We start from the raw sequence: 15,030 nt of genomic DNA, 5'->3' as shown, positions 1-15,030 counted from the left end.
CCGTCCGCGCCCGTCCCACCCGCGGCGCCCTTGGCTCCACTCACGGCTGTTTACTCCTCCGACTCGGCGGCCACGGGCTGCTCGCCCTCGGCCTCTTCGGTGGCGACGACCTCTTCGGCCTCCGCCCCCGCCTCGGCATTGCGGGCGACGCCCACGACTGCATCCTTTTTACCGAGGTTGATCAGTTGGACGCCCATGGTGTCACGCCCGGTTTCCCTGATCTCGTTGACACGGGTGCGAATCACACCGCCGCCGAGGGTGATGGCGAGGATCTCGTCGGTCTCCTCCACCACCAGCGCCCCGACCAGGGAGCCCCGGTCCTCGACGATCTTGGCCGCCTTGATGCCGAGTCCGCCGCGCCCCTGAACCCGGTACTCGTCCACACTGGTGCGCTTGGCGTACCCGCCATCGGTGGCGGTGAAGACGAACGTACCCGGTCGCACGACATTCATCGAGAGCAGTTCGTCCCCTTCGCGGAAGCTCATGCCCTTCACGCCCGAGGTCGCACGGCCCATCGGGCGCAGCGACTCGTCCGTCGCGGTGAACCGGATGGACTGCGCCTTGCGGCTGACCAGCAGCAGGTCGTCGGCCGGACCGACCAGCTCGGCGCCGATCAGCAGGTCCTCGCTGCCGTCCTCGGTCTCCCGCAGGTTGATCGCGATGACACCGCCCGAGCGGGGGGAGTCGTAGTCCTTCAGCGGGGTCTTCTTCACCAGGCCCGACCGGGTGGCGAGCACCAGGTAGGGCGCCGCATCGTAGTCGCGGATGGCCAGCACCTGGGCGATCTGCTCGTCCGGCTGGAAGGCCAGCAGATTCGCCACGTGCTGCCCGCGGGCATCGCGGCCGGCGTCCGGCAGCTCGTACGCCTTGGCGCGGTAGACCCGGCCCTTGTTGGTGAAGAACAGCAGCCAGTGGTGGGTGGTGGTGACGAAGAAGTGGTCGACGATGTCGTCTTCCCGCAGCTTCGTGCCGCGCACGCCCTTGCCGCCGCGCTTCTGCGAGCGGTAGTCGTCCGTCTTGGTGCGCTTGACGTAGCCGCCACGGGTGATCGTGACGACGATGTCCTCCTCGGCGATCAGGTCCTCGATGGACATGTCGCCGTCGAAGGGCACCAGCGCCGAGCGCCGGTCGTCGCCGAACTTCTCGACGATCGCCGTGAGTTCCGCGCTGATGATGCCGCGCTGCAGCTCGGGCGAGGCCAGGATCCGGTTGTACTCGTCGATCTTCGCCTGGAGCTCGTCGTGCTCCTGGACGATCTTCTGCCGCTCCAGGGCGGCCAGGCGACGGAGTTGCATCTCCAGGATCGCGTTGGCCTGGATCTCGTCGATCTCCAGCAGGCCCATCAGGCCCTCACGTGCCACATCGACCGTGGCGCTGCGCCGGATCAGGGCGATGACCTCGTCGATCGCGTCCAGGGCCTTCAGCAGACCGCGCAGGATGTGCGCGCGCTCCTCGGCCTTGCGCAGCCGGAAACGGGTCCGGCGGACGATGACCTCGATCTGGTGGGTCACCCACTGCTTGATGAACTGGTCGAGGGAGAGCGTGCGCGGCACGCCGTCGACCAGCGCCAGCATGTTGGCGCCGAAGTTGGTCTGCAGGTCGGTGTGCTTGTAGAGGTTGTTCAGCACGACCTTGGCCACGGCGTCGCGCTTGAGCACGATCACCAGGCGCTGGCCGGTCCGGGAGGAGGTCTCGTCCCGGACGTCGGCGATGCCGCCGATCCGGCCGTCCTTCACCAGGTCGGCGATCTTCTGGGCCAGGTTGTCCGGGTTGACCTGGTACGGCAGCTCGGTGACGACCAGGCACTGCCGGCCCTGGATCTCCTCGACCTCGACCACCGCGCGCATCGTGATGGAGCCGCGGCCGGTCCGGTAGGCCTCCTCGATGCCCTTGCGGCCCACCACCAGGGCGCCGGTCGGGAAGTCGGGGCCCTTGATGCGCTCGATGAGCGCGTCCAGCAGCTCCTCGTTGGTCGCCTCGGGGTTGGCCAGGTACCACTGGGCGCCTTCGGCGACCTCGCGCAGGTTGTGCGGCGGGATGTTGGTCGCCATGCCGACCGCGATGCCGGCGGAGCCGTTGATCAGCAGGTTGGGGAAGCGCGACGGCAGGACCGTCGGCTCCTGGTTGCGGCCGTCGTAGTTGTCCTGGAAGTCGACGGTCTCCTCGTCGATGTCCCGGACCATCTCCATCGACAGCGGCGCCATCTTGCACTCGGTGTACCGCATGGCGGCGGCCGGGTCGTTGCCCGGGGAACCGAAGTTGCCGTTGCTGTCGACCAGCGGCATGCGCATCGACCACGGCTGGGCCAGGCGCACCAGCGCGTCGTAGATCGAGGAGTCGCCGTGCGGATGGTACGTACCCATGACGTCACCGACGACGCGGGCACACTTGTAGAAGCCGCGTTCCGGGCGGTAGCCGCCGTCGTACATCGCGTACAGCACACGGCGGTGGACGGGCTTGAGACCGTCCCGGACGTCGGGCAGCGCGCGGGACACGATGACGGACATCGCGTAGTCCAGGTAGCTGCGCTGCATCTCCGTCTCGAGGCCCACGGCCTCGATCCGCGTCGTGGTGTCCGCCTCGGCGGCGGCGCCCTCCGGGGTGCCGGGCGTGACAGGGGTGTTTTCGTCGGCCATTGCTGGTCAAAGTCCTTTCGGGCGGCGGCTGATGGGGGCCGACTCAGATGTCGAGGAAGCGGACATCCTTGGCGTTGCGCTGGATGAAGGAGCGCCGGGCCTCGACGTCCTCGCCCATCAGCACCGAGAACAGGTCGTCGGCGAGGGCCGCGTCGTCCAGGGTGACCTGGCCGAGCACGCGGTGGTCGACGTCCATCGTGGTGACCCGCAACTCCTCGGCGTTCATCTCGCCGAGGCCCTTGAAGCGCTGGATCGAGTCCTCGCGCACACGCTTGCCGTTCTGGCGGCCCAGTTCGATCAGGGCGTCGCGCTCGGGATCGGAGTACGCGTACTCGAAGTCGTCCCGGCCCCACTTGATCTTGTAGAGCGGCGGACGGGAGAGGTACACGTGGCCCGCCTCGACCAGCGGGCGCATGAAGCGGAACAGGAAGGTGAGCAGCAGGGTGTTGATGTGCTGGCCGTCCACGTCGGCGTCGGCCATCAGGATGATCTTGTGATAGCGCAGCTTGGAGATGTCGAAGTCCTCGTGCACACCGGTGCCGAAGGCCGAGATCAGCGCCTGGATCTCCTGGTTCTGCAGGATCTTGTCGATCCGCGCCTTCTCCACGTTCAGGATCTTGCCGCGGATCGGGAGGATCGCCTGGTACTGCGGGTTGCGGCCGGACTTGGCCGAGCCGCCGGCGGAGTCACCCTCGACGATGAAGATCTCGCACTTGCTCGGGTCGTTGGACTGGCAGTCGCTCAGCTTGCCCGGCAGCGACGCCGTCTCCAGCAGGCCCTTGCGGCGCGTCAGGTCGCGCGCCTTGCGGGCCGCGACACGGGCGGTGGCCGCCTGGATCGACTTGCGGATGATGTCCGCGGCCTCGTTGGGGTTGCGGTCCAGCCAGTCCGTCAGGTGCTCGTGCACGACCTTCTGGACGAAGGTCTTCGCCTCGGTGTTGCCGAGCTTGGTCTTGGTCTGGCCCTCGAACTGCGGCTCGCCCAGCTTGACCGAGATGATGGCGGTCAGGCCCTCGCGGATGTCCTCGCCGGTGAGGTTGTCGTCCTTCTCGCGGAGCAGCTTCTTCTCGCGCGCGTACTTGTTGACCAGCGTGGTCAGCGCGGCGCGGAAGCCCTCCTCGTGAGTACCGCCCTCATGGGTGTGGATGGTGTTGGCGAAGCTGTAGACGCCCTCGCTGTACTGGGTGTTCCACTGCATCGCGACCTCGACGGAGAGCATCCGCTCCTTGTCCTCCGCGTCGATGTCGATCACCGACGGGTGGACCGTCTCGCCCTTGCGCGAGTTCAGGTACTTCACGAAGTCGACGATGCCGCCCTCGTAGTGGTACGTGACCGAGCGCGGCTGGCCCTCGTTCTCCACGTCCGCGTGCTCGGGGCGCTCGTCCGTCAGCGAGATGGTCAGGCCCTTGTTCAGGAAGGCCATCTCCTGGAACCGCCGCGAGAGCGTCTCGAAGGAGTACTCGAGGGTCTCGAAGATGTCCCCGTCGGCCCAGAAGGTGACCGTGGTGCCGGTCTCCGACACCTCGTCGTTCTTCTGCAGCGGGGCGGTCGGGACGCCCATCTTGTAGTCCTGGGTCCAGCGGAAGCCCTCACGCTTGACCTCGACCGCGACCTTCGTCGACAGGGCGTTCACCACGGAGACGCCGACGCCGTGCAGACCGCCGGACACGGCGTAACCGCCGCCGCCGAACTTGCCGCCCGCGTGGAGGACGGTCAGCACGACCTCGACGGCGGGCTTGCCCTCGGACGGCACGATGTCCACGGGGATGCCACGGCCGTTGTCGACGACGCGCACGCCGCCGTCGGCGAGGATCGTGACGTTGATGGTGTCCGCGTGACCGGCCAGCGCCTCGTCGACGGAGTTGTCCACGACCTCGTACACCAGGTGGTGCAGGCCTCGCTCGCCCGTCGAGCCGATGTACATGCCCGGGCGCTTGCGAACAGCGTCCAAGCCCTCCAGGACGGTGATCGCGCTGGCGTCGTACGCCCCGCCGGAGGCGGGCGCGGCGGAGCCGTCAGCTGCGGACGTATTGATCTCGTTGGGGTTGCCGGAATCGGCCACGAAGCGCCCTTTCTGGCACAGCATGAGCCAGGTCCCGCGGAGCGGAACCGGCTTCATCACTCGACATCGTTCTACTGGTCCCGCTGGGGTCCCCCGGTGCCGGAGGCCAGGGGCGGGCGGTACTGCTACCAGTCTACCGGTAGCACCGACATAGATGGGGCTTTGGCGGTACCTGAGTTCCCGTGTACCCGACTGAAGCACCTCCTGCCGACTCCCCACACGCGGGCCGGGTCCCAAAACGGCTCACGCGGGCGCACAGGGCTTCGACCCGATTACGCACAGCAGGTTCCCGACCTATCCGTACGTATCGCCCGGCCCACGGCTCCCGGGAGCACGCAGCCGCCCGTACGAACGCACCGGTCCCCCGGGCCCCAGGACCTTGATCAGCTTCACGGTGCCGTGCCCGAGATCGGCGTTCAGCCTGGCCACGAGCGTGGGGGCGAGCAGCCGCAGCTGCGTCGCCCAGGCCGTGGAATCGCACTGCACGGTGAGGACCCGCTCCTCCTCGTCGTACCGCTGCGGCTGGCAGTGCAGCGCCACGTCGTCGCCCACCAGCTGCGGCCAGCGGCCCATCACGCCGCCCACCGCCGCGGGGGCCTCCCAGCCGCGCTCGGTGATCAGCCGGCTGATCGCGGCGCCCAGGGGCAGCGGGTCCCGCCCGTCCGCCCGCGCACCACTGCGCAGCCCTCCGCGCCGGGCCTGCTTCTTCTGCTGCGCGGCCGCGCCCCTCGCGCGGGCCTGCTCCTTGGCGGCGCGCAGCGCGACCCTGGCCAGGTCGACGCCGGACACCGGCTTGTCCTGTGCGCCCGTCTCCTGCCCCGCGGGCCGCTGCTGGTCCGTCATGCCGGCTCCACGCCGCCGTCCTCCACCGTGTACCGGGCGCCGACCAGCACGTCCGGTACGTCGTCGTCCACCGCCGCCGTCACCAGCACCTGCTCACCGGGGGCCACCAGCTCCGCCAGCCGCGCGCGGCGCCGGGCGTCGAGCTCGGCGAAGACGTCGTCCAGCACCAGCACCGGCTCGCCGCCGTCGGCGCGCAGCAGATCGTACGAGGCCAGGCGCAGCGCCAGCGCGTACGACCAGGACTCGCCGTGGCTCGCGTACCCCTTGGCGGGGAGCTGCCCCAGCTTCAGGGAGAGGTCGTCCCGGTGGGGGCCGACCAGGGTCACCCCGCGCTCGATCTCCTGCCTGCGGGCCTCGCCCAGGGCCTCCAGCAGCAGTCCGTACAACTGTTCACGGCCGGTGGCCCCGGCGATCCGTTCGCCGATCGAACTGCGGTACTCCAGGACGACCGGGCCGCCGCCCGGTGCCAGCTGTTCGTACGCCTTGTCGGCCAGCGGCTGCAGGGCGTGGGTGAGGTCGAGGCGCTGGGCCAGCAGTTCGGCGCCGACCCTGGCCAGGTGCTGGTCCCAGACGTCGAGCGTGGACAGGTCGGCCCCGCGGCCGCCGTGGCGGCGGGCCATGGCGGCGGACTTCAGCAGGGTGTTGCGCTGCTTGAGGACCCGCTCGTAGTCGCTGCGGACACCCGCCAGCCTGGGCGCCCGCGCGGTGAGCAGCTCGTCGAGGAAGCGGCGACGCTCGCCGGGGTCGCCCTTGACCAGGGCCAGGTCCTCGGGGGCGAAGAGCACGGTCCTGACTATCCCCAGCAGGTCGCGCGGGCGGACCTGGGAGGACCGGTTGAGCCGGGCCCGGTTGGAACGGCCCGGATTGATCTCCAGCTCGATCAGCTGCTGCCGCTCGCCCTGCACCACGGAGGCCCGCACGATCGCCCGGTCCGCGCCCATCCGCACCAACGGGGCGTCGTTCGCGACGCGATGGCTGCCGAGGGTCGCCAGGTAGCCGACCGCCTCGACCAGATTGGTCTTGCCCTGGCCGTTGGGGCCGACGAAAGCGGTGACGCCCGGGTCGAGCGGGACCTCGACCCGGGCGTAGGAACGGAAGTCGGCGAGCGACAGATGCGCGACGTGCATGGCTGCGCGCCGCCTCCTTCCCGTGGGTGTGACTAGTGCTTCTCGACGGCGTGGCCGCCGAACTGGTTGCGGAGGGCGGCGATCATCTTCATCTGCGGGGAGTCGTCCTGGCGGGACGCGAAGCGGGCGAAGAGCGACGCGGTGATCGCGGGGAGCGGCACGGCGTTGTCGATGGCCGCCTCGACCGTCCAGCGGCCCTCGCCGGAGTCCTCCGCGAAGCCCTTGAGCTTGTCGAGGTGCTCGTCCTCGTCGAGGGCGTTCACGGCCAGGTCCAGCAGCCAGGAGCGGATGACGGTGCCCTCCTGCCAGGAGCGGAACACCTCGCGCACGTCGGTGACCGAGTGCACCTTCTCCAGCAGCTCCCAGCCCTCGGCGTAGGCCTGCATCATGGCGTACTCGATGCCGTTGTGGACCATCTTGGCGAAGTGGCCGGCGCCGACCTTGCCCGCGTGGACGGAGCCGAAGTTCCCCACCGGCTTGAGGGCGTTGAAAATCGGCTGCACCTTCTCGACGTGCTCGAGCTCGCCGCCGTACATCAGCGCGTAGCCGTTCTCCAGGCCCCAGACACCGCCGGAGACACCGCAGTCGACGAAGCCGATGCCCTTGGCGGCCAGCTCCTCGGCGTGCTTCTCGTCGTCCGTCCAGCGGGAGTTGCCGCCGTCGACGACCACGTCACCAGGGGAGAGCAGCTCACCGAGTTCGTCGATCGTCGACTGGGTCGCCGCGCCGGCCGGCACCATCACCCACACCACACGCGGGGCCGCGAGCTTGTCCACAAGTTCCTGCAGGCTGTGGACATCGGCGAGGTCCGGGTTGCGGTCGTAGCCGATGACATTGTGACCGGCCTGGCGGATGCGCATACGCATGTTCCCGCCCATCTTGCCGAGACCGATGAGACCGAGCTCCATCGTTGATCCTTCGTTCGAAGCCTGCCTGACCTACGTCGAGCCTACGTCCGCCCCTCCAGGACGACGCGACCGGACAGGCCTCGCGTCAGCCGGACAGCCGGACCGGCATGATCAGGTACTTGTACGCGTCGTCGGCCTCGGCGTCGACCGCCGGGCGGCCGCTGAGCAGCGCGGGCTTGGTCGACGTGGTGAACGACAGCTGCGCAACCGGCGAGTCGATCGCGCTCAGACCGTCCAGCAGGAACGTCGGGTTGAAGGCGATCGAGATGTCGTCGCCCTCCAGCTTGGCGTCCACACGCTCCACAGCCTGTGCGTCGTCGCTGGAACCGGCCTCCAGGGTCAGCACGCCCTGCTCGAAGCTCAGCCGGACCGGCGTGTTGCGCTCGGCCACCAGGGCGACGCGCTTGACGGCCTCGACGAACGGGGCGGTCTCGATCACCGCGACGGAGTTGAACTCGGTCGGGAAGAGCGTCCGGTACTTCGGCAGGTCGCCCTCGAGCAGGCGGGTGGTTGTGCGGCGGCCCGCGCCCTCGAAGCCGATCAGGCCCTCGCCCGCACCGGAGCCGGCCAGGGCGATGGCGACCGAGTCACCGTTGGTGAGGGACTTGGCGGTGTCCAGCAGCGTCTTGGCGGGCACCAGGGCGACCGCGGAGAGGTCCGGGGTCTCCGGCTTCCACAGGAACTCGCGGACCGCGAAGCGGTAGCGGTCTGTGGCGGCCAGGGTGACGGTGTCGCCCTCGATCTCGATCCGCACACCGGTGAGCACCGGCAGGGTGTCGTCACGGCCGGCGGCGATGGCGACCTGCGCGGCGGCCGCGGCGAAGACCTCGCCGGGGACGGTGCCGGAGGCGGTCGGCATCGCGGGCAGCGCCGGGTACTCCTCCACAGGCAGGGTGTGGAGTGTGAATCGCGAGCTTCCGCAGACGACGGTCACGCGCACGCCGTCGGTGGAGATCTCCACAGGCCTGTTGGGAAGTGCCCGCGAGATGTCGGCGAGCAGTCGGCCGGAGACCAGGACGGTGCCGTCCTCCTCGACGTCCGCCTCGACGGACACCCGGGCCGAGACCTCGTAGTCGAAGCCGGACAGGCTCAGCTGGCCCTCCTCGGCCTTCAGCAGCAGGCCCGCCAGGACCGGCACCGGGGGACGGGCCGGGAGACTGCGGGCCGCCCAGGCCACTGCCTCCGCGAGTACATCGCGCTCCACCCGGATCTTCACCGGAACCGCCTCCTGCTGTTGCTGGCTGTCTGTGGCCGACTCTCTTGGCCCTGCTGGCCCTCTTGCCGGGAACAGTCTGACAGCCGCCACGGACACGCGGTGCGGGTTGGGGTCAAGCCGGAGGGCGAGGAGGCCGGCGGCCCGCGGCCCGGTTGTGCACAGGACCCACTTCGAAGCAGGTTTCCCGGTAACTATCCCTGGTCGTAGTAATAGGGGGTGTGGAAACCGTGGATAAGTGGTTCCTACGCAGGTCAGGCCCTGTTTTTTGTCCACCGGGCCTGTGGGCGGAGCCGGTGGACAACCCGGACGATCTGTGGACGGCCGGAAGTTGTGCACACGCGATTCACAGGAGTGCCCCGGTTCTCCCCAGGGCTGTCCCCAGGAATACCCAGGTTCTCCCCAGCCCAACCCACCACGTCGGTGTGACGCGGTTCACTCCGATCGGTGAGCGGGTGTGCTCCGTTGCCGAACAGTGGACAGGACTGTGGAGAAGCGGCCCCCGACTGGGGACAACCAGCCCTCGCCTGTGGGCGGCTGGTGGACAACCGGAACGGCGGGCCTGTGGACCGCCGGAGCGTCCACAGTCTGTGGATCCGGGTTGCCCACAAATCCACACCGCTCCGAGCAGCCCGAATGATTATCCCGTGGTCCCGCCTGTGGATACGTTTGGGACAACCCGGGCATCCCCAGGCTGTGGACGGGGGAAAACCGCCCCATCCTGTGGAGAGACGTTCCTGTCCCCAGGTCGCGGCGGGCGCAATCGAACAACGAGAAGCGCCCCGGGGGTTCCCGGGGCGCTGTGGAGGGACGGGTGGCCCGCGCAGGGCTCCGCTTCAGCTCTTGATGCGGTTGGTGAGCTCGGTGACCTGGTTGTAGATGGACCGCCGCTCGGCCATAAGAGAGCGGATCTTGCGGTCCGCGTGCATGACGGTGGTGTGGTCCCGGCCGCCGAACAGGGCGCCGATCTTGGGCAGCGACAGGTCCGTGAGCTCACGGCACAGGTACATGGCGATCTGCCGGGCCGTGACGAGCACCCGGCTGCGGGAGGAGCCGGAGAGGTCCTCCACGTCCAGACCGAAGTAGGAGGCCGTCTCCGCCATGATCGCCTGCCCGCTGATCTCGGGGACGGAGTCCTCCCCGCCCGGGATCAGGTCCTTCAGCACGATCTCGGTGAGCTGCAGGTCCACCGGCTGCCGGTTGAGGCTGGCGAAGGCGGTCACGCGGATCAGCGCACCCTCCAGCTCACGGATGTTCCGCGAGATCCGGGAGGCGATGAACTCCAGCACCTCCGGCGGGGCGTTGAGCTGCTCCTGCACCGCCTTCTTGCGGAGGATCGCGATCCGGGTCTCCAGCTCGGGCGGCTGGACGTCGGTGATCAGACCCCACTCGAAGCGGTTGCGCAGCCGGTCCTCCAGGGTCACCAGCTGCTTGGGCGGCCGGTCCGAGGAGAGCACGATCTGCTTGTTGGCGTTGTGCAGGGTGTTGAAGGTGTGGAAGAACTCCTCCTGCGTCGACTCCTTGCTCGCCAGGAACTGGATGTCGTCGACCAGCAGGATGTCCATGTCGCGGTAGCGCTTGCGGAACGCGTCCGCCTTGCCGTCGCGGATGGAGTTGATGAACTCGTTGGTGAACTCCTCGGAGCTCACGTAGCGCACCCGCGTGCCCGGGTAGAGGCTGCGGGCATAGTGCCCGATCGCGTGCAGCAGGTGCGTCTTGCCCAGGCCGGACTCGCCGTAGATGAACAGCGGGTTGTACGCCTTGGCAGGCGCCTCCGCGACGGCGACCGCGGCGGCGTGCGCGAAGCGGTTGGAGGCGCCGATGACGAAGGTGTCGAAGAGGTACTTGGGGTTCAGCCGCGCGGTGGGTTCGGCCGGGCCCCCGGATCCGCCGGAACCGCTCGCCCCCGCCCCGGCGCCCGCGGGGGAACCGGCACCACTGCCACCACCGGTGCGCGGCGTCGGCATGGTCGGCATCGGCGGCGGCACCGGCTCCGGGCGTGCCGCGGGCTGGTGGGGCGAGGGGACCTCGTAGCGGGACGCGGGCGGCTGGTACGGCTCGCGTTCCTGGTAGTCCCCGAAGCGCTGTTGCTGCCAGCGGTCCTCGGGCTCGTGGGGCGGCCAGCCGCCTGCCCCGCCGGTGAGGCCGACAGCGTGCTCGGGGTAGGCCGGGCGCATCCTCGGGACCTCGCCGTAGCCGTGCGGCCGCTCCCCGTACCGGGGGGGCTCCGCACCGTACCCGGGCGGCTGCGGCTGCATCTGGACCTGGGGCTGTGGCCCGGCGTCGGCCGGGGCCGGCGGCGCGGGGGCGGGGGACGCCTCCTGTTCGCCGCCCGAGGCGACGGCGATGGCGATGCCCACGGGGTGACCGAACTCACGGCTGAGCACATCGGTGATCAGCGGGAGGAGCCGTCCCTCCAGCACGCTCTTGGCGAACTCATTGGGGGCCGACAGCACGGCCGTGCCCGCGACGAGCGCGAGCGGCTGCGTCCGCTGAAGCCACTCCGCGTCCTTCGGCTTGAGGTCGTCGCTCTCGGCGAGCAGTTTCTGCAGGACCCCGGGCCACACTGAGGCAAGATCGGCAGTTACGTCAGCCACAGTGCACGCTCTCTCGGTCGCTGGTTGGTGCCGATGGGTCCCACGAAGGTGTGGTCCTTGGGACGGACGGGAAGGTTTCGGAGTTCAGCCACGGTAGTCAGCGCGGCCTGCCTGGTTCAAGTCGTTGTCCACAGGGTGTGCAAAACCACGTCCGGACGGCGGCGCCCACGGCCGTCGGCGGGGCTGGTTTGACCTGACGCCGCGGCCCCGCGTACCGTAACCAGGTCGAGTTGTCGATGGCTGCTGCCGCCTGCCTACCGATGGGCGAGGATCACCGAGGTGATCGTCAAGCGGTGCACACCTGGATGTTCCGCGAGTTTCTCGTGGGCGCACGGTGACAGCCAGGCGACGCCCCGCCAACACACGATTCATCCTGGAGCCCCCGAGTGAGCAAGCGCACCTTCCAGCCGAACAACCGTCGTCGCGCCAAGACCCACGGCTTCCGGCTGCGTATGCGTACGCGTGCCGGCCGCGCCATTCTCGCGACCCGCCGCAGCAAGGGCCGCGCCCGCCTGTCCGCCTGATCGCACCGAAGCGCGAGGTGTGAGTCGTGCTGCCCACCGAGAATCGGCTGAGGCGGCGGCAGGACTTCGCGATCGCGGTGCGTCGAGGACGCCGGGCCGGACGTCCACTTCTGGTCGTCCACCTGCGCACCGACAGTGAGACAAGGGACCCGCACGCAGCGGGGGGGAGTGCCTCCCCGGCGCGTGCGGGTTTCGTCGTGAGCAAGGCTGTCGGTGGCGCGGTGACCCGGAACCTGGTCAAGCGTCGGCTTCGTCACCTTGTTCGCGAACGTCTGTCCGTGCTGCCCCCCGGTAGCCTGGTAGTCGTACGAGCGCTGCCCGGTGCGGGTGACGCAGACCATGCACAGCTGGCCCGAGACCTGGACGCCGCCCTCGGGAGGCTCCTGGGGGTGGCGCTATGAAGTACCCGTTGCTGGCCTTGATCAAGATTTACCAGTGGACCATCAGCCCGTTGCTCGGTCCGGTCTGCAAGTACTACCCCTCGTGCTCGCACTACGGGTATACGGCGATCGATCGGCACGGCGCGATCAAGGGCACTGCCCTGACCGCGTGGCGGATCCTGCGTTGCAACCCGTGGTCGCTGGGCGGTGTGGACCATGTCCCGCCGCGCAAGCGCCCGCCGTGGCACGCTCGCCTGCGCGACGCCCTCCGGGGTGACGCGCCAGGCGGGTCCGTTACTCCCGAGCCCGTCGAGACGCCTCATGCCCAAGGAGCCTGACCGTGGGGATCTTGAACCCCCTCTACGATGCCGTTTCGTGGATCATTGTCCAGTTCCACTCGCTGTACAGCCTTGTCTTTGACAAGGACAGCGGTTGGGCCTGGGGCCTGTCGATCGTCTCTCTGGTGGTCCTGATCCGGATCTGCCTGATCCCGCTCTTCGTGAAGCAGATCAAGTCGACCCGGAACATGCAGGCGCTCCAGCCGAAGATGAAGGCCATCCAGGAGCGCTACAAGAACGACCGGCAGCGCCAGTCCGAAGAGATGATGAAGCTCTACAAGGAGACGGGCACCAACCCGCTCTCCTCGTGCCTTCCCATCCTGGCGCAGTCCCCCTTCTTCTTCGCGCTGTACCACGTCCTGAGCTACATCGCGCAGGGCAAGCAGGTCGGCGTGATGAGCCAGGACCTCGTCAACAGCGCCCAGCACGCCCACATCTTCGGCGCGCCGATCGCGGCGAAGTTCACCGACAGTGCCGCCAAGCTCTCGGAGCTGGGCGCGACGCTCGTGGACGTCCGCGTGGTCACGGTCATCATGATCGTCCTGATGTCGGCCTCGCAGTTCTACACGCAGCGCCAGCTGATGACCAAGAACGTCGACATGACGGTGAAGACGCCGTTCATGCAGCAGCAGAAGATGCTGATGTACGTCTTCCCGATCATGTTCGCCGTCTTCGGCATCAACTTCCCCGTCGGTGTCCTCGTCTACTGGCTGACCACCAACGTGTGGACCATGGGGCAGCAGATGTTCGTCATCCGCCGGAACCCCACGCCCGGCAGTCTCGCCTTCAAGCAGCGCCAGGAGCGGCTGAAGGCCAAGGGCAAGCTGAAGGACGAGCCCGCCGCCGACAAGGAGCCGCAGGGCGCGGCGGCGCCGGTGAAGCGCACCCAGCCCAAGCGCCAGACCAAGTCCCAGCGCCAGACGGGCGGTCCCGCGCAGCCGAGTGCCGCCGGCGGGACCAAGCCCAAGCCGAGCAGCGGCGCGACCGCGGGAACCAAGGCCAAGCCGAGCAGCGGCGCGGACAAGCCGAACCTGTCGAAGAAGAAGTAGTAGAGGAGTCCTGCCGTGACGGACGGCAACACCACCGACGCGCTCACTCGCCTCGAGCAGGAGGGCGAGATCGCGGCCGACTACCTCGAGGGGCTGCTGGACATCGCCGACCTCGACGGTGACATCGACATGGACGTCGAGGGGGACCGCGCCTCGGTCTCCATCGTCGGCGACTCGTCGAGCCGTGACCTCAACAAGCTCGTCGGCCGCGACGGCGAGGTGCTGGAGGCGCTCCAGGAGCTGACCCGGCTCGCGGTCCACCGGGAGACCGGCGACCGCAGCCGGCTGATGCTGGACATCGCCGGGTTCCGCGCGCGGAAGCGGGCCGAGCTGACCGAGCTGGGCGAGAAGGCGGCCGAGGAGGTCAAGGGCTCCGGCCAGCCGGTCAAGCTGAAGCCGATGACGCCCTTCGAGCGCAAGGTCGTGCACGACGCCGTGGCCGCCGCGGGGCTGCGCAGCGAGTCCGAGGGCGAGGAGCCCGAGCGCCGGGTGGTCGTGCTCCCGGCTTCCTGACCTCCCCCGGTCTCAGCGGTACTCACTCGGCCCCGTCTGTTCGCAGGCGGGGCCGAATCTTGTCAGCCTGGTGAAGGCCCGTAACAACGGAAGGACGGTTCTCGTGACGGAGGCAGCGGCGGAGCTTCCCCCGGCGCCGGAAGCGGCACGCGAGGTGTTCGGGGAGCGCTTCGCGGACGCGGTGCGATACGCGGAACTGCTGGCCGACGCGGGCGTGCGCCGGGGGCTGATCGGTCCCCGTGAGGTGCCCCGGCTGTGGGAGCGCCACCTGCTGAACTGCGCGGTGCTCGCCGAGGTCATCCCGCAGGGCGTCTCGGTGTGCGACGTGGGTTCGGGCGCGGGGCTGCCGGGGATTCCGCTGGCACTGACCCGGCCGGATCTCAGTATCACCTTGCTGGAGCCACTGCTGCGCCGGACCACCTTCCTCGAGGAGGCCGTGCGGCTGCTGGGGTTGTCCAACGTCGTGGTGGTGCGTGGCCGGGCCGAGGAGATGGTGGGCAAGGTACCCCCGGTGGACGTGGTGACCGCGCGCGCGGTGGCCCCGCTGGACCGGCTCGCCGGCTGGGGACTTCCCCTGCTCCGTCCGCACGGGGAGATGGCCGTCCTCAAGGGCGACACGGCCGAGGAGGAGCTGAAGACGGCACGTGCCGCGCTGAGCCGTCTCGGGGCCGTGGAGACCTCCGTGGTGCAGGTCGGCGAGGGGATCGTGGATCCGCTGTCGACCGTGGTGCGGGTGCTCGCGGGGGAGAGCCCCGGCGGTGTCCGCGCGGCGACCCGTAGGGCCAAGGCGGCCCGGGCGAGCCGTCGGCGTCAGCGCTGACCAGGGGCCCGGTCGTGTGC

Annotated in this window: 12 protein-coding genes and 1 pseudogene; 6 read left to right on the top strand and 7 right to left on the bottom strand. The window is 69.2% G+C overall.

Annotated features, from left to right (window positions below; translation table 11 throughout):
* Positions 1 to 50 precede the first annotated feature (50 nt).
* The 7 genes and pseudogenes from gyrA to dnaA form a co-directional block, all read right to left on the bottom strand.
* A complete protein-coding gene (gene gyrA / locus ACRWNP_RS01325) occupies positions 51 to 2,636 on the bottom strand; it encodes a DNA gyrase subunit A (RefSeq protein ID WP_431958975.1) in 2,586 nt (861 codons plus the stop codon).
* A 43-nt stretch (positions 2,637 to 2,679) separates the two neighbouring features.
* Positions 2,680 to 4,722 (bottom strand): DNA topoisomerase (ATP-hydrolyzing) subunit B, encoded by a 2,043-nt coding sequence (gene gyrB, locus ACRWNP_RS01320; RefSeq protein WP_431958974.1) that lies wholly within the window; start codon positions 4,720 to 4,722, stop codon positions 2,680 to 2,682.
* Between the two features lie 270 nt (positions 4,723 to 4,992).
* On the bottom strand, positions 4,993 to 5,541 hold the full coding sequence (locus ACRWNP_RS01315) for a DUF721 domain-containing protein (RefSeq protein ID WP_431958973.1): 549 nt from the start codon (positions 5,539 to 5,541) through the stop codon (positions 4,993 to 4,995).
* Positions 5,538 to 6,668, bottom strand: a complete 1,131-nt coding sequence (gene recF / locus ACRWNP_RS01310; RefSeq protein ID WP_431958972.1) for a DNA replication/repair protein RecF — start codon at positions 6,666 to 6,668, stop codon at positions 5,538 to 5,540. Before recF ends, ACRWNP_RS01315 begins: the two co-directional genes overlap by 4 nt.
* Before the next feature lie 32 nt (positions 6,669 to 6,700).
* Positions 6,701 to 7,582: pseudogene (gene gnd / locus ACRWNP_RS01305) on the bottom strand (phosphogluconate dehydrogenase (NAD(+)-dependent, decarboxylating)); the annotation flags it as partial.
* 79 nt (positions 7,583 to 7,661) lie between these two features.
* The gene (gene dnaN, locus ACRWNP_RS01300) at positions 7,662 to 8,792 is read right to left on the bottom strand and encodes a DNA polymerase III subunit beta (protein ID WP_431958971.1); all 1,131 of its coding nucleotides are present in this window, start codon (positions 8,790 to 8,792) and stop codon (positions 7,662 to 7,664) included.
* An 833-nt stretch (positions 8,793 to 9,625) separates the two neighbouring features.
* Positions 9,626 to 11,386, bottom strand: a complete 1,761-nt coding sequence (dnaA, locus tag ACRWNP_RS01295; RefSeq protein ID WP_431958970.1) for a chromosomal replication initiator protein DnaA — start codon at positions 11,384 to 11,386, stop codon at positions 9,626 to 9,628.
* Positions 11,387 to 11,772: 386 nt separating this feature from the next.
* Between dnaA and rpmH the strand changes: the two genes are divergently transcribed.
* From rpmH to rsmG, 6 genes are all read left to right on the top strand, one after another.
* A complete protein-coding gene (gene rpmH / locus ACRWNP_RS01290) occupies positions 11,773 to 11,910 on the top strand; it encodes a 50S ribosomal protein L34 (protein ID WP_003975051.1) in 138 nt (45 codons plus the stop codon).
* Positions 11,911 to 11,936: 26 nt separating this feature from the next.
* On the top strand, positions 11,937 to 12,311 hold the full coding sequence (gene rnpA, locus ACRWNP_RS01285) for a ribonuclease P protein component (protein WP_431958969.1): 375 nt from the start codon (positions 11,937 to 11,939) through the stop codon (positions 12,309 to 12,311).
* A complete protein-coding gene (yidD, locus tag ACRWNP_RS01280; protein WP_431958968.1) occupies positions 12,308 to 12,628 on the top strand; it encodes a membrane protein insertion efficiency factor YidD in 321 nt (106 codons plus the stop codon). Before rnpA ends, yidD begins: the two co-directional genes overlap by 4 nt.
* Before the next feature lie 2 nt (positions 12,629 to 12,630).
* Complete coding sequence (yidC, locus tag ACRWNP_RS01275; RefSeq protein WP_431958967.1) at positions 12,631 to 13,677, top strand: membrane protein insertase YidC; 1,047 nt, start codon at positions 12,631 to 12,633, stop codon at positions 13,675 to 13,677.
* A 15-nt stretch (positions 13,678 to 13,692) separates the two neighbouring features.
* Positions 13,693 to 14,190, top strand: a complete 498-nt coding sequence (locus tag ACRWNP_RS01270) for a protein jag (RefSeq protein ID WP_431958966.1) — start codon at positions 13,693 to 13,695, stop codon at positions 14,188 to 14,190.
* Between the two features lie 103 nt (positions 14,191 to 14,293).
* The gene (rsmG, locus tag ACRWNP_RS01265) at positions 14,294 to 15,010 is read left to right on the top strand and encodes a 16S rRNA (guanine(527)-N(7))-methyltransferase RsmG (protein WP_431958965.1); all 717 of its coding nucleotides are present in this window, start codon (positions 14,294 to 14,296) and stop codon (positions 15,008 to 15,010) included.
* The last annotated feature ends 20 nt before the right edge of the window (positions 15,011 to 15,030 follow it).

Origin of the sequence: Actinacidiphila sp. bgisy160, assembly GCF_965342435.1 — a bacterium.
GTDB lineage: Bacteria > Actinomycetota > Actinomycetes > Streptomycetales > Streptomycetaceae > Actinacidiphila.
Note: the sequence above shows the minus strand (reverse complement) of the source record. Positions and strands in the feature narration are given on the sequence as shown.